At 53.7% G+C, this 14,270-nt stretch carries 11 protein-coding genes, 2 tRNA genes and 1 other RNA gene; 4 read left to right on the top strand and 10 right to left on the bottom strand.

The window, feature by feature from the left end; translation table 11 throughout:
• Positions 1–40: 40 nt before the first annotated feature.
• From rnpB to hisB, 9 genes are all read right to left on the bottom strand, one after another.
• Positions 41–462: RNase P RNA component class A (gene rnpB / locus AB7S84_RS00200), an RNA gene on the bottom strand.
• Positions 463–479: 17 nt separating this feature from the next.
• The gene (locus AB7S84_RS00195; RefSeq protein WP_428152629.1) at positions 480–1,199 is read right to left on the bottom strand and encodes a zinc ribbon domain-containing protein; all 720 of its coding nucleotides are present in this window, start codon (positions 1,197–1,199) and stop codon (positions 480–482) included.
• A gap of 92 nt (positions 1,200–1,291) precedes the next feature.
• On the bottom strand, positions 1,292–2,095 hold the full coding sequence (locus AB7S84_RS00190) for a Nif3-like dinuclear metal center hexameric protein (RefSeq protein WP_428152627.1): 804 nt from the start codon (positions 2,093–2,095) through the stop codon (positions 1,292–1,294).
• A gap of 217 nt (positions 2,096–2,312) precedes the next feature.
• Positions 2,313–2,385, bottom strand: a tRNA-Ile gene (locus tag AB7S84_RS00185).
• Positions 2,386–2,450: 65 nt separating this feature from the next.
• A complete protein-coding gene (gene rpoD, locus AB7S84_RS00180) occupies positions 2,451–4,217 on the bottom strand; it encodes an RNA polymerase sigma factor RpoD (protein ID WP_428152625.1) in 1,767 nt (588 codons plus the stop codon).
• 22 nt (positions 4,218–4,239) lie between these two features.
• Entirely contained in the window at positions 4,240–6,039 is a 1,800-nt protein-coding gene (gene dnaG / locus AB7S84_RS00175; protein ID WP_020875210.1) for a DNA primase, read from the bottom strand.
• A 216-nt stretch (positions 6,040–6,255) separates the two neighbouring features.
• Positions 6,256–6,978 (bottom strand): 1-(5-phosphoribosyl)-5-[(5-phosphoribosylamino)methylideneamino]imidazole-4-carboxamide isomerase, encoded by a 723-nt coding sequence (gene hisA, locus AB7S84_RS00170; protein WP_428152622.1) that lies wholly within the window; start codon positions 6,976–6,978, stop codon positions 6,256–6,258.
• Positions 6,975–7,658 carry a hypothetical protein gene (locus AB7S84_RS00165; RefSeq protein WP_428152620.1) on the bottom strand — a complete coding sequence of 228 codons (684 nt, stop codon included), beginning with the start codon at positions 7,656–7,658 and terminating at the stop codon, positions 6,975–6,977. Before AB7S84_RS00165 ends, hisA begins: the two co-directional genes overlap by 4 nt.
• Positions 7,659–7,717: 59 nt before the next feature.
• Positions 7,718–8,305 (bottom strand): imidazoleglycerol-phosphate dehydratase HisB, encoded by a 588-nt coding sequence (hisB, locus tag AB7S84_RS00160; RefSeq protein WP_040413909.1) that lies wholly within the window; start codon positions 8,303–8,305, stop codon positions 7,718–7,720.
• A 570-nt stretch (positions 8,306–8,875) separates the two neighbouring features.
• On the opposite strand from hisB, the gene AB7S84_RS00155 reads away from it, so the two are divergent.
• The 4 genes from AB7S84_RS00155 to AB7S84_RS00140 all read left to right on the top strand — a co-directional run bounded on the left by AB7S84_RS00155 (position 8,876) and on the right by AB7S84_RS00140 (position 13,713).
• Positions 8,876–9,163: a hypothetical protein gene (locus AB7S84_RS00155; protein ID WP_020875214.1), complete on the top strand. Its 288-nt coding sequence runs from the start codon at positions 8,876–8,878 to the stop codon at positions 9,161–9,163.
• Positions 9,164–9,240: 77 nt separating this feature from the next.
• Entirely contained in the window at positions 9,241–10,962 is a 1,722-nt protein-coding gene (locus AB7S84_RS00150; RefSeq protein ID WP_428152618.1) for a potassium channel family protein, read from the top strand.
• A 595-nt stretch (positions 10,963–11,557) separates the two neighbouring features.
• Positions 11,558–13,234, top strand: coding sequence for a protein kinase domain-containing protein (locus AB7S84_RS00145; RefSeq protein WP_428152616.1), 1,677 nt, complete (start codon positions 11,558–11,560; stop codon positions 13,232–13,234).
• Positions 13,216–13,713 (top strand): hypothetical protein, encoded by a 498-nt coding sequence (locus AB7S84_RS00140; protein ID WP_428152614.1) that lies wholly within the window; start codon positions 13,216–13,218, stop codon positions 13,711–13,713. Before AB7S84_RS00145 ends, AB7S84_RS00140 begins: the two co-directional genes overlap by 19 nt.
• Before the next feature lie 478 nt (positions 13,714–14,191).
• On the opposite strand, the gene AB7S84_RS00135 is transcribed toward AB7S84_RS00140, so the two are convergent.
• Positions 14,192–14,264: transfer RNA gene (locus tag AB7S84_RS00135), tRNA-Ala, on the bottom strand.
• Positions 14,265–14,270 lie beyond the last annotated feature (6 nt).

The raw sequence follows: 14,270 nt of genomic DNA, 5'->3' as shown, positions 1-14,270 counted from the left end.
TTTCTTTCTGCCGAGTTTCTTTGGGATAATAGGAAAAAATGGTCGGAGTCGCCCGTAAGCCGAATTCTGTTCCATCCCGAGGCATTTCTGCCGCGGGACGGCGGCAATCATTCCTCTATGGATGCCGGTTGCCCGGCACCTCCTGCAACCTACCCGGGAGCTCGGACGGGCCGTCCTCAATCACTCCCCTATTTGGTCTTGCACCGGGTGGGGTTTACCAAGCTTCTCCGGTCGCCCGGAGAACTGGTGCGCTCTTACCGCACCGTTTCACCCTTACCGTTTCCAGAGACGGCGTCGGCCTCCGACAAATGCCGGAACCAACCTCGACCCTTGAAAAACGGCGGTCTGCTCTCTGTTGCACTTTCCTTCGCGTCGCCGCGACTCCACGTTATGGAGCACCCTGCCCTCTGGTGTTCGGACTTTCCTCCGGACTTTGGGTCCGGCGATTGCCCAGGCGGCTCCGACCATTTCCTGAAGGTTTAATCCCGAGGTCCTTCCCAATATATAATTCTATTACAAAAAGGGCAGAAATTCAAGCTTTCGAATCGTCTGAGGTCATTGGCCATCTGCGGAGGAATATTGATATTGCAGCCCTCGCAGGTATTGCCTCTCACCGGAACAATCATGGGGCCATCCACCATCTTCCGGGTGCTCATAAATATCTTCATCAGATCCGGGGGTGCGGCAGCGGCGATTTGGTTCCGTTTCTCCGCAAGTTCGGCCAGATGCATTTCCTCCTTTTCGGTCTCCACTACCAGCCGAAGATTTTCCGTTTCAAAGGCATTCTCAGCACGCAGACAGTCTTGTTTCCGCTCCTCAAGCACCTGTTCCCCCGCCTCGATCCGATCGAGGATGGCGAGCATTTCATCTTCTATGCGGCTGTTTTTTTTCTCCGTCTCCTCAACCTGTCTGAGCAACGCCTGATACTCTTTGTTGCTTTTGACGCCCGGCAATCGGCTCTTGCTTTTCCGAATCAGTTCGAGATTAACCTTGGCGTCGGATTCAAGTAGTCGATAAGATTTGCGAAATCCTTCCAGATCAGCGGCTGCGGCATCCTTGGCCGAAACAGCGGCGGTGAGCTCCTTTTCCAGATGCCGCTGTTTTTCGGCAATTCCCGAAAGCAGCTTTCGAACCTGATCGGCGTCCGTATCGTTCTTTTGGAGCGCCACCAGAATATCAATCTGTTCTTTTACGTCCATCGTTTCTCTCCGTCCATAGAACCAAAACCACGCGTGCCCTGGACGCGGCGCATCCGGGGTTGTCACCCTCAACAGCTCCCGCATCATTCCCCTCAGATAGAGACAAAGGGATCCGTTTCCAGAGGACATGCCTCGATCGAAAGGGGCATCGATCGTTTTTTCGCCTCCGCCGTCAACCGTTCCACGAGGATATCCACGATGAGGTGCTCCGAAGCGAAGTGCCCCACGTCAATCAAGCCCAATCCGGCGGCTTCGACATCCCGGGCATCGTGATATTTCAGATCTCCACTCACATAGACATCGGCTCCCGAAGCAAAAAACGCCCCCATAAGGCTCGATCCGCTTCCGGAACATACCGCCGCCCGACGAACAGGCAAGTCTTTGGACCCGGTATATTTCAACGCCGGCACCTTGATCGTCTCCTTGATTTCCCGGGCAAGCGCACCGAGAGTCGTGGGCCGGGCAAGGGTACCCACCCGACCGATGCCGGTGCCCGTTCCCGCGGATCCCTCCACGAGGGGAATCGTATCCGTCATTTTCAACCGGTCGGCAAGGATATCGTTGATACCGTCGACCGCGGCATCCAGATTGGTGTGGGCGGAATAGATGCTCAGTCGGCAACATGCCGACTGCTGGATGATCCGTCCTAAAGGTGTCGCGAAATCGATTGATTTTGGAGCTTTGAAAATCAGGGGATGATGTGTGATGAGAAGGTCGATACCGGCATCGCAGGCAGCGGATACCACCAATGGGATCGGATCCAGTGAAACCCAGACGCGCTTTACCGGCCAATCCTTTCGGCCGATCTGAAGTCCGGCATTGTCCCATTCCTCCGCCAGATCCGGCGGTGCGATCTGATCCATGATATCGATCAGATCGGCTACAGTAACGGTCATACAAGCCCTCCATTCCATGGAAGCCTGTCCGGCGATCGCCGGTTTTGATCATTTATGGGTGAAAAATCCAAATGATTCCCATAGGGTTCACGGTATGGGTCTTTCCATCCGTGACGAACCGCCACCACTCCGGTGTGGTCCAAACAGGCGCTGTGCCGGACGACCAAAAAAGGCGTGGCTCGTTTTTCCGCCACGCCTTTCATTGGCTATATCGTGATGGGCCCACCTGGGATCGAACCAGGGACCGACCGGTTATGAGCCGGTGGCTCTGCCAGCTGAGCTATGGGCCCGATGGGAGATCGATACCGAGCACCTTTCCTAACGCCGTAAATAATTTTTGTCAAGAATTACCCTGTCAATAATCGATAAAACTCTTCAACTTCCGGCTTCGGGTCGGGTGCCTCAATTTTCTGAGAGCCTTGGCTTCGATTTGCCGAATGCGTTCGCGGGTAACGGCAAAATCCTGTCCGACCTCCTCCAGAGTATGATCGGCCTTTTCCCCGATACCAAAGCGCATCCGGAGGACTTTTTCCTCTCGAGGCGTCAGTGTGGCAAGCACCTTCCGCGTCTGCTCCGAAAGGTTGAGGCTGACCGCCGCGTCCGAAGGCAGCATGAATTTCTTGTCCTCGATGAAATCTCCCAGATGGCTGTCTTCCTCCTCGCCGATGGGTGTCTCGAGAGAAATGGGTTCCCGGGCGATCTTCAAAACCTTACGCACCTTTTCGAGTGAAATTTCCATCTTTTCGGCGATTTCTTCAGGTGTCGGCTCCCGCCCCAGTTCCTGGACCAGATATCGGGACGTCCTGATGAGCTTGTTGATGGTTTCAATCATGTGAACCGGTATCCGTATGGTCCGGGCCTGATCCGCGATGGCTCGCGTAATGGCCTGGCGGATCCACCACGTGGCATAGGTGCTGAATTTGTACCCTCTCCGGTATTCAAATTTATCCACCGCCTTCATCAGGCCGATATTTCCCTCCTGAATCAGATCCAGGAACTGCAGTCCTCGATTCGTATATTTTTTGGCGATGCTCACCACGAGCCGTAGATTGGCACGAATCAGTTCGGCTTTGGCATCCTTGGCCCTCTGGCGCCCTTCCTCGACATTGGACATGGTCCGCTTCAAGGCTTTGCAATTGGCTTTGAGTTCAAACTCCCGGGCATCGATCTTATCCTGGATCGTTTGGAGTTTGTCTATCAGCACGTCGATCTCGGCGACATCCGGCACGCCTTTCCGTCGAACATCCTCGGCGAGCACCGACTTTTCCTCAAGCCCCTTGCGGATCTCTGCCACTGAGATACCGAGGCTTTCGGCGCATTTCACGAGTTCCCCCTGCATAAAGGTGAACCACCGGATATCCTCTTTGATTGCCGTCTCGATGTTGTCGATCACGCTGCTCTCCAAGCGCCATTCCTTGAGATAATCAAAGATCTTACCGTTTCTGCGTGAAATATTCCTTCGGATGCGCCGCTGTTCGTCGGGGTCCGGTGCTGAGGAAAAAAGCTGCTCACGATAAGCCCTGTTCTCGTTGTCCACCTCGCGAATGGACTGTATGGTGCTCAGAAAGTTTTTGCACTGCAGTTCTTCATCGACACAGGTATCGCCTTCATCCAGATCCCGAAGGACGTGGCGGGGCCGAAGGGTTCCGGATTCGATCTCGTTTCCCAACTCCAGAATAGAGTCGACCCCAACGGTCGTATCCAAAAGGGCCCTCAGCACCTCCTGTTCTCCGGTCTCGATTTTCTTGGCAATTTCGACTTCTTCTTCTCGGCTGAGGAGCGTAACCATCCCCATCTCCCGAAGATACATCTTGACCGGATCGGTCACCGTACCGAATTCCGATACAGACGTATCCGTATCGAGGCTCGCCTTGTCCCGATTCTTTTTCACCTTGGTCGCATTGGACATCGGCTGTTTTTTGTCGCCGAGGATGTCAATGTCCAGGTCGTTGAAAAGGACCATGGTTTCATCGAGCTGATCCGGGGATAATGCCTCATCGGGAAGGACGGCGTTGATCTCGTCATAAGTCAGGTATCCCTGCTCTTTTCCCTTTGCAATGAGAGCTTTCAATGCGGCTTTGTCTTCCGCATTTTCCCCATTTACAGTGGATTTCATAGCCATCTAGTTGCGCCTCCTGCAGATTTCAGTTTATCGTCTGCCGCTTCCTGGCTCGGTTCTGTTTTTCTTTCAGAAGCTCCAAGAGCAGGGCCTGGTTGTTGTTTCGGCGTGCGGCTTCTATTTTATGTAATAAATTATCCGTCTGCCGCTTTCGGCCGGATTCGAATTGCGTCAGCAATCGAAGACATCCGCCTCGATCCCACACATCCCCTTCCATCGCCAGGTTGATTGCAATCGCCCTCTCCGCTTCATCCAATTTTTCGATAAAATTGGAGATGTGATGTTCTCCACCCGATTTGTAGTTGGCGAGAAGATGTCGGCCGATGGATTTCAGTCGTTCATCTTCGAAATCATCGAGAATGCGGCGACGATCGATCTCCGCCAGAAGATCCGGAAACTGGAGCATCACGGTAACGATCTTTCTCTCGATCCTGGCATGCCGCCCCTCAAACCCGATCGAATCCTGATAATCCGAGCCTTCGGCAACATACGCTCCCCTCGGGTCGTTCTCTCGCCGCGAATCTCGACCGGACGCCGGCCTGCCTATTCGGCCGGCCACGACGGCCTCGTCAACGCCGACTCGCTCGGCCAGATTCCGAATGTAAAGGGATCTGGCCATCGAATCCGAAACAGCGGAAAACGGCTGCCGCATCTCTTCGATAACGCGAATTTTTCCTTCCACTGAAAGGCCGTGCTTACGGATTGTCTCTTCCATCATGAAGTCCATCATGTTTCGTGCGGATTGGGCCGCCGCTTCGAAAGCGTCCCTGCCGAATTTGCGGATGAATGAATCCGGATCGTGGCCTTCCGGCAAAACCAGAATCCGTGCATCCATATTCTCCCGGCGAAATATTTCAACGCTTTTGAAGGCCGCACGCATGCCCGCCTGATCCGAATCGTATACCAGAATTATCTCGCGGACATATCCCTTCAGAATTCTGACGTGCTCGGACGAGAGGGCGGTTCCCAGTGTCGCCACGACATTGGGAACTCCCGCCTGCGAAAGCGCCAGAACATCGAAATATCCTTCGACGACGTAAACGGTGCCCTTTTCCCGGCACCCGGATCTGGCCGCCTCCAGACCGTAAAGGCTTCGTCGTTTGTTGAAGACGGCTGTTTCGGGAGAATTCAAGTATTTCGGCAGGGAATCGTCCATTACCCGGGCACCGAATCCAACAACCCGGGAAGCGGTTCCCGCGATGGGAAAAACGATGCGATTCCTGAACCGGTCGTAATGTCCGGGACCGTTTTTTTTGGCGATCACCAGGCCGGACTGTTTCAGCAACATGTCCGAAATGCGCCGATCTGCGAAAAACCGCGTCAGGGCATCCCATCCCTCGGGGGCATACCCCAATGAAAACCGGTCGATCGTTTCCATGCTCATCCCCCGTTTTCTCAGATAGTCCAAGGCCCGACAGCCCACAGGATCTTCCACAAGCATCCGCCTGAAAAATGCCGTTGCCTGTTCATTGATATCGAAGATCCCTTCGCGTTCGCGTATACGCCGCTGCTCTTCCGGAGAGAGGTCGTTATCCGACACGGCGATGCCGTGTCGGCGCCCCAGCATCCGCACCGCTTCGGGAAAAGAGAGTCCCTCATGTTTCATCAGAAACGTGAAGACACTTCCACCGGCGCCACACCCGAAACAGTAGAAGATCTGTTTGTCGGAGTTCACGGTAAACGAAGGAGTTTTCTCGGAATGGAAGGGGCACAACCCTACATAGTTCTTCCCGGCTCTTTTCAGCAGAACCACTTCCGATATCACGGAAACGATATCCGAAACAGCCCTGATTTCTGAAATGGTCTTCTCGGGAATACGATCCACCAGTTAAGACCTCCTGACATCGGAACACTGGAAGGAAGCTGAAGCGGAAAACGACGTCTCTAGATTACTTCTAATCATTGTTGTCGGATGAAGCAAATACCGTGTGCAAGACTCACCGTATTTTGCAGCGGAAAATATCCAGCGGTCAAACTCGTTGAATATAAGGCGGAAAATCTCTGTGTCAACAGGAATCAAAAAAGTCTGACATTCAAAATGTCATCGGGTGAGATCAATGGCTTCCTTCAAGTTCAGGGTTCCCGCATAGAGAGCCTTGCCCGTGATCACGCCGATCACTCCGAACGGTTCGAGAGGCATCAGATTGCGTATATCCCTGAGGGTGGAAACTCCGCCCGATGCCACCACCGGTATGGAAACCGATTCGGCCAGCTCCCGAGTGGCCTCCAGGTTGGGACCGGTCTGCATGCCGTCCCGGTGGATGTCGGTAAAATTGATGGCGGCAACACCGCTCTGTTCAAAGCGTCGAGCCAACTCGACCGCCCGGGTCCGGGTGGTTTCGGTCCAGCCCTCGATGGCCACCAGGCCCTCTCTGGCATCGATGCCGACCACGATTCGGCCCGGATGGTTTCGACACGCCTCCTCTACGAGGGCCGGGTTTCGAATAGCCTCAGTGCCGATGATGATACGCCGAATGCCCACCGACAGATACATCTCGATGGTTTCGATATCTCGAATACCGCCGCCGACCTGTATCGGAATCTTTACAGCGTCTAAAATTCGCTTGATGGAGACCAGATTTCGAGGCTTCTTTTCGACCGCGCCGTCCAGATCGACGACATGAATCATTTCAGCACCGTCGGCTTCCCATCTCAGTGCCATGGCCGCAGGATCCTCTCCGAAGACCGTCTCGCTGTCCATCCGACCTTGCCGGAGGCGAACACACTTGCCGTTTTTGATATCTATCGCCGGTATAATTATCATTTTATATTCAGTGTTTCCAATAAGTTGTCAAGTCCGGCCGACGCCATCTGCTCCGCCGTGATCCACTTCCCCTCACGGGCAAAAAACCTGCCGATATCAAACATGTCTTCCATCAGCGTTTTCTGGGTTTCATCGAAATATCCCGTCCAAAGAACGCGTCCATCCGATGTCCGGACCAGGTGAACGTCAAAGGCGACGGAGGCAGGGGTTTCCACCGAAAGATTCCGACCGACCCTTTCGATATAGCGATAGAGGTGCCCCACCAACAGAGCGTCGGCATCCATAGCCCGTCCGACTGCCATCATCAGTCTCAATTCGGACATATTATCTGCCGAATCCGACAGACCGGATTGAATCTCCCAAAGGTCCTGCGGCGTGATGAGTTTGAAGTCCCTTTCAGCCTTTTCCCTGAGCGACGTCAACAGACGATCCGTCAAAAAAGCGGACGCCGAAGCGTCCACCGGGCCCGATACAAAGACCTTCCCGCTGAGGGGACATCGGACATTGGTTCGTTCGTCCGTTTGGGCGTTCATGTCCCTGAAAGCCACTACCAGTATTTTCCGGAGATCGGTCGGAACGACGATGGATTTCTGGACAACCTTTCTGTCGGCACATCCCCATACAAGCGTAAAGGCCGCAAGACCGGAGAGAACCAGACACCACACGAGAGATCGATTCATTTTTTTCACCATTGCCACACTTATCCGTCTTGATTTGCGCTTCGGGTTCGTGTTTCGGGCTACAGGACGCCTTTGGTCGAAGGGACGCCCGAAATTCTGTCGTCTAAAGCGGCAGCCGCGTCGAGAGCTCTGCCGGCGGCCTTGAAGACGGACTCGAGAATATGGTGCTCGTTTTCACCATAGGCCACATTGATATGGAGGTTCATTCCGCTTCGGTTGGTAAAGGCCCTGAAGAACTCCTTCGCCAGATAGACGTCAAAACCGGAAACACCTTTCCCGGTCTGAAAAACATTATACACCAGAAAAGGACGGTTGGAGAGATCGATCGCCACAGTGGAAAGGGTCTCGTCCATGGGCGTCACGGCATGGCCGTAACGCCGAATTCCCCGCCGGTCTCCCAGGGCTTGGGAAAACGCATCACCCAACACCAGCCCCACGTCCTCCACCGTATGGTGAAAATCGACCTCAATGTCGCCCTCAGCCTTAAGGAAGAGATCGAACAAGCCATGAACGGTGAAAAGGGTCAGCATATGATCAAAAAAGGGGATCCCCGTCCGCACGTCCGCACGTCCGGAACCGTCCAGACTCAGTTTGACTTTCACGTCCGTTTCCAAGGTTTTGCGTTGGAGTTCAGCTGTGCGTTCCATCATCCATCGGGTCCTTGTCGGCCTTCATGGCGGCCGTTGTTATCCATAAAGATTCGAAAAAAATATGAAGCGGCCGCCGCTTTCATACGTTTTGGAGGCATCGCAAATCGGCCCTGATTGCAAAAATCTCTAACCGTTTGATTTTATTTATACTAATAAAACAACAGCACAAAAAAGTATACATTCTTTCACATAAAATGTCAAGAATTTTGATTTGTTGCCGGTATCCGGCTTCATGCTTTCCGAGGCGTCCCTGTGAATGCCTTCTCGTCACATCCATAATGTACTCCGTACTCGAATCAGCAGGTGAATGCGACTGAACAGGGATATTGACGGGTCGCCATCGTCTCCTGCAGACATTCGTCACCGACCGGCACGTCGCGCAATGTAAATCCGCTTGCCGAACAATTCGAGATATGGTAATTATGAGATATTCTTGAAATTGATCGACACCTGTGTTGTTATCGGCATTTGTCGTGATTATTTTCTTCTCAATTGCATAAGGGGGTTGCGGCAGCGCTATCAGAACCCAACCGTATATCTTATATCTTCAAATGAAGGAGAGAAGACATGACGATTTCCCAAAAAGAGTATGTCAGAGAAGTAGAACAAACCCTCCAGAAGTGGGCCGACAGACTGGAGGAATTGGTTGCCGAGGTGAATTCCGCCAAGCCCGAACGCCGGCAGGCACTTCAAACCTTGATCGATGCCATTATCGAGAACCGAAATTTTATCGAGATGCAAATGAAAGAAATCAAAAAATCCGACGACAACTGGCTGCGACTCAAGGAAAGCGTCGAAGGCGCCGCCAAGAACCTGGATCAGAGCTACCGCAGCGCGCTGGCCTACATCATGTAACCGCATCATCATGATGTCGTCGCCGTCTATTGTCGGAAGGATTGGATTCATCCAGCCGAACGTCTGGAGCGAACAAGATGAAGACCATGACCACTCAGCTGGCTTTACTGATGCAGCTCAGCCGGCGAAAAAGCAACATGCGTCTACTGATCCGGTTCTCCATGGTGCTGATTCTTTTTTTCGCTCTTTACACCGTTCTGTTCCACGTGCTCATGCTTTACGAGGGACGTCGGTATTCCTGGATAACCGGTCTGTATTGGACCCTGACAACCATGTCGACCCTGGGGTTCGGCGACATCACCTTCAGCAGTGACATCGGTAAATTCTTTTCTGTCGTGGTGCTGCTGAGCGGGATTATTTTTCTTCTCATCATACTGCCCTTTACCTTCATCCAGTTTTTTTACGCCCCATGGCTGGATGAACAAAACAAAGCGCGCGCGCCGCGAGCGGTGGCCGAGAGCCTTTCCGGTCATTTAATCTTCACTTATTTTGATGCCGTCGCCGTAAACTTGATTCAGAAGCTCGGCCAATACGGCATCAACTACGTCATTCTGACCGCCGAGCTTCAGAAAGCACTCGATCTCCACGACCAAGGGTACGCGGTGGTGGTGGGGGACCTCGATGATCCTCAGACTTACCACCGTCTCAATATCGACCGCGCCGCAATGGTGATCGTGCTGAACGACGACGTCGCCAGCACCAACATCATTTTCACCATCCGGGAAGCGAACGCCAACGTGGTCACCGTGACCAACGCCGACGCGGACGACTCCCTGGATATCCTGGAGATGGCCGGCAGCACCCATGTTCTTCAGTTCACCAAAATGTTGGGGCAGGCCCTGGCTCGTCGCGTCCACGGGGTGAGCATGAAAGCCAATGTCGTCGGCAGATTCGATCAGCTGCTCATCGCGGAAGCGCCGGTCATGCGAACATGGTTACAGGGAAAAAGCCTGGCTGAAAGCCGTCTTCGAGAGGTGACGGGGGTGACGGTGGTGGGCATCTGGGAAGAAGGGCAATTCCGTATCCCGGGCCCTCAGTCCCTCATCGGGGAATCGACGGTGTTGGTGCTGGCCGGGACCGAAGCGCAACTGGATCGGTTTGACAGATCCATCGGCGGCGGCCGGGAGAAACAACTCAACTCGGGACCTGTAGTGGTGCTGGGCGGCGGACGTGTCGGCATGGCAGTGGCAAATACGCTGAAAGCCAGGGACATCGACTACCGGGTCGTAGAAAAGAAAACCGGCATCGCCGCCCAGGACCCCCACTTCATCCAGGGAAGCGCCGCCGACCTGGAAACCCTGGTCAAGGCAAGCATTCATGAAACCCCTTCGGTGATCATCACCACCCATGACGACAACCTGAACATCTACCTGACCATCTATTGCCGACGGCTTCGCCCGGATGTTCAGATCATCAGCCGCGCCAGCCTGGATCGGAACATCAACACCCTTCACCGGGCCGGCGCCAACCTGGTAATGTCTTACAGTTCCCTGGTCACCGCCACCATTCTGAACCTGCTGCATCCGCAAAAGATTCTGATGCTGTCCGAGGGCCTCAACGTATTTCGAACCGCCCTGAACCCGAAACTGGAGAACAAGGCTCTTTTGGACATTCAGGTCCGAGAGAACACCCAATGCAGTGTTGTGGCCGTGAAACGAGGGGAAGATCTGATCATCAACCCCGACCCGACCATCATTCTCGAGCCCGGCGACGAACTTCTGTTGATTGGTCTGGCCGAATCCGAAAAAAAGTTTATCGAAAAATATCCAGCCCCTGCCTCGACCAACCCCGAACCATAGTCATCCAACTTCGATTTTCCGGTAACATCACCCCCATCATCAAACTGACTTGACCACCCCACGGCAAGAAATTCGTCGAGATTTTTTTGAGGAACAGTGCTATTATTAATAATATGTGGAACAGGGAGTGCACCCCTGCCCCTCGTCAAACCGGACGTGCCGATTTCCCGCATCCGGCTTTTTACGAGTGCATCATTATTGATAACGAAACTTTCGGCTTTCGTTATGGTGACTGGATAGAGACTGAAGGCTGAAGGGACATAAACACGCCATTCGCCACAGGTGCACCTCTTCAGCCCTTAGTCTCAACGGCCCGGAAGGTTTGAGCCAGGGCCGGTTTCCGGGCTGCCCGAACCAGACTTCAGCAGCACTTGAACGAAACCACCAGGTGTGCGGGCCGTCCCCTGCCGCACCGGTCTATGGAGAATGCCGGAAGTTAACCAATGTGACGCAGCCTTCGACTTTCATGACGGTGACCGGAAAGCGGTGCCGGGAGGATACGGCCCATGAAAGTTGAGAATGTGAATTATCATTATGGAAAGAAAGCGGCTTTCAGGCAGGTTCGGTCACGCCACCAACGCGGAACGCATGAACGATGATTGGTCAACAAATCGGCCCCTATAATATTCTCAGTCTCCTTGGTCAGGGTGATATCGGAATGGTTTACCAAGCCGTTCATTCCAAAACCGAGCAACTGGTCGCCATCAAGGTGCTCTCACGCGAATTGTGCGCGAACCTGGCCATGCGGGACCGGATTCTGCACCAGGCCAATCGACAAGCCGGCCTGTTTCATCCCAACGTCGTCAATGTCCTGAAATACCTGAAAGACAACCAGGGGATCTATCTGGTCACTGAATATATCCAGGGGGAGAGCCTGGAAAAACGGCTCAACCAGACGGGCTCCCTGAACCTGTCGGAATCCCTCCGGATAACGTTGAAGATCTTGAACGCCATGGCTTTCATGAACAAGCGCGGCATCTATCACCGTCATCTAAAGCCGGCCGACATCCTGATCATCGGAGACGGAAACATCAAAGTGAAGAACTTCGGGATCACCAAGGTCTTCGGGGAAAAAGGAATCTCCCTGATGGGGATGCGTCTGGAATCGCTGTGGTACATGTCTCCTGAGCAGCTCCGAGGTGAAACGGTCGATGCTGCATCGGACATCTATTCTTTAGGCATTACGCTGTATCAGATGCTCACGGGACAGGTGCCCTTCCACGGCAAATCGCGGTTCGAGGTCATCAAAGCGCATATGGAGGAGGTCCCGCACGACCCTGGGGCCATTACGCCAACCCTCCCGAGGGGCCTCTGCCGCCTCATCATGAAAACCCTCTCTAAAAATCCCCGGGACAGATTTCAATCCGCGGAAGAACTCTCGATCGCCTTGCTGGAGTTCAGCGATGACGGCGAGAGTGGCGTCGACATGCTTTCCGGCAAGCCGTTTTCGAATCAAGATGATCCACTTTCAGAGCGGAAATCAATCGACGGAGAAAATGACGTTGTCTCCATCGAACAAAGAAGGGAAGCCCGTCTTTTCCTGGGGCGTTTCGAGCGGAAAAGTTTCTACCTCCTCATGGGAACGGGAATTGTTCTGATCGGAATCCTACTCCGTCTTCTCTTCTTTGGGGATTCCCGGAAGCAAGACTCGCGCGGCTACAGCACTCCAGAGATCTCCTCGCCTGCCGACCGGATCCATACCGCCGATCCTTTGCCCGTGACAATGGATGACGAGACAGAGCTGCCTGATGCATCGCCGCTTCAAAAGGCAGTCCCGGAAAGTCCTCCAGCGGAAAAGAACCGGGATCATACGGCAACATCCTCCCTCCCGCGGGAATCGTTCGTTCCCGAGGAAACTGAGGGTCGGTCACCATCTCCAGCTTCACCCATACTGAATTCAGAGCCGGACGCCCCTTCGGAGACGACACCGATGAAAAGCATCGAAAGCGAAACGTCTAAACGACCCGGCAACACGCACCACACGGCCGATGGACCCCTGGAAAAGAAGTCGCCGGCAAGCGAAGCGCTGAAACGACCCGACAACACGCACCACACGACCGACGAACCCCTGGAAAAGAAGTCGCCGGCAAGCGAAGCGCTGAAACGACCCGGCAACACGCACCAGACGACCGACGGACCCCTGGAAGAAACGTCGTCGGCAAGCGAAGTCGATTCGAAGGCAAGAACCGGGCAAGCCGAAAATAGAAGACCCGGCAAGGAAACTGCTGAACCCCCTGAAGGAGTAAATGACGGATGGCACATCATCAAATAATCCGATGGGCAATCTTGTTTCTGGCACTGCTGTCACTGACGGCCTGCCAGAGAGCCTTGCTCAAGGCGCAAATCGAGACCTACAAGTGGACCTACAAACCAGGGGAGCACCTTGTCGCCACCTATGAAGAAACAAGAAAGCAATATTCCTGTAAAAACACGACTTCGGTTTACTTGAAGGAAACCTTTTTCAGACCCTATAAGATGGTCCCGGGGGAACAGATCCTGACCCGCTTTGTCTATGCCTCCTGCACTCCGGAAGACCTCCGCGGCACTATCCTCCGGCAGGTGATCCACAACGGCAGGGTTGTACTCAGAGACACCACCCCTCATCATTTCGTTCCGGGCACATGGGGCGTGAACGCCTATATCCAGATCCCCCCCGATGCATCGCCCGGCGCCTATATCTTTTCCGTCACCATCACCGCAGGTGCACAGGTATTCAAGGAAATCCATTCCTTTCAGGTCATGCAGCCGTAAACACGGCGTCGTTAGATATTATCAATTCGACTTTCGGTGTTCATGGGCCGATGCCGGCAGGAAAGAACCCGCGCTCTGCGCACTTTTGTCAAGTTCCGCTGAAGCGTGTTCCGGGCGGCCCGGAAACACGCCCACGCTCAAGCAGTCCGGACCGTTGAAACTATAGGGATGAAGGCTACAGGGTTGAGTTTGTGACGAAAAGTGCGCCTATGCCCCTTCAGTCTTCAGCCTAAAAAGGCCGGTGAGCCTAACGGAAGTTGAAAGTTGACACCATAAAATACAGGCTGATCTGGGGGCTAAAGATTGGAAGGTCATGTTTCGAGTTCGCCCTTTCGACCCGCCTCTTCTGACGTCTGTCTATCCGTTGAGACGACTAAACATAATGTAACACCAGTGTAGACGATTGGTGCAAGGCAGGACGTTTTACCAAAACAAAAAACGCCTTTGATCATTAAATCAAGGCGTTATAGTCGTGAAATGGAGATGAGGGGGATCGAACCCCTGACCTCAGCATTGCGAACGCTGCGCTCTCCCAACTGAGCTACATCCCCACAACA

Origin of the sequence: Desulfococcus sp., from assembly GCF_050178255.1 — a bacterium.
GTDB classification, from domain to species: Bacteria; Desulfobacterota; Desulfobacteria; order Desulfobacterales; family Desulfococcaceae; genus Desulfococcus; species Desulfococcus multivorans.
This window is presented reverse-complemented; position numbering and strand designations above follow the sequence as displayed.

Coding starts and splice junctions, on each gene's coding strand:
- AB7S84_RS00195 (WP_428152629.1), bottom strand. CDS start 1,199: ATGGACGTAAAAGAACAGATTGATATTCTGGTGGCGCTCCAAAAGAAC.
- AB7S84_RS00190 (WP_428152627.1), bottom strand. CDS start 2,095: ATGACCGTTACTGTAGCCGATCTGATCGATATCATGGATCAGATCGCA.
- rpoD (WP_428152625.1), bottom strand. CDS start 4,217: ATGGCTATGAAATCCACTGTAAATGGGGAAAATGCGGAAGACAAAGCC.
- hisA (WP_428152622.1), bottom strand. CDS start 6,978: ATGATAATTATACCGGCGATAGATATCAAAAACGGCAAGTGTGTTCGC.
- AB7S84_RS00165 (WP_428152620.1), bottom strand. CDS start 7,658: ATGAATCGATCTCTCGTGTGGTGTCTGGTTCTCTCCGGTCTTGCGGCC.
- hisB (WP_040413909.1), bottom strand. CDS start 8,305: ATGGAACGCACAGCTGAACTCCAACGCAAAACCTTGGAAACGGACGTG.
- AB7S84_RS00155 (WP_020875214.1), top strand. CDS start 8,876: ATGACGATTTCCCAAAAAGAGTATGTCAGAGAAGTAGAACAAACCCTC.
- AB7S84_RS00150 (WP_428152618.1), top strand. CDS start 9,241: ATGAAGACCATGACCACTCAGCTGGCTTTACTGATGCAGCTCAGCCGG.
- AB7S84_RS00145 (WP_428152616.1), top strand. CDS start 11,558: ATGATTGGTCAACAAATCGGCCCCTATAATATTCTCAGTCTCCTTGGT.
- AB7S84_RS00140 (WP_428152614.1), top strand. CDS start 13,216: ATGGCACATCATCAAATAATCCGATGGGCAATCTTGTTTCTGGCACTG.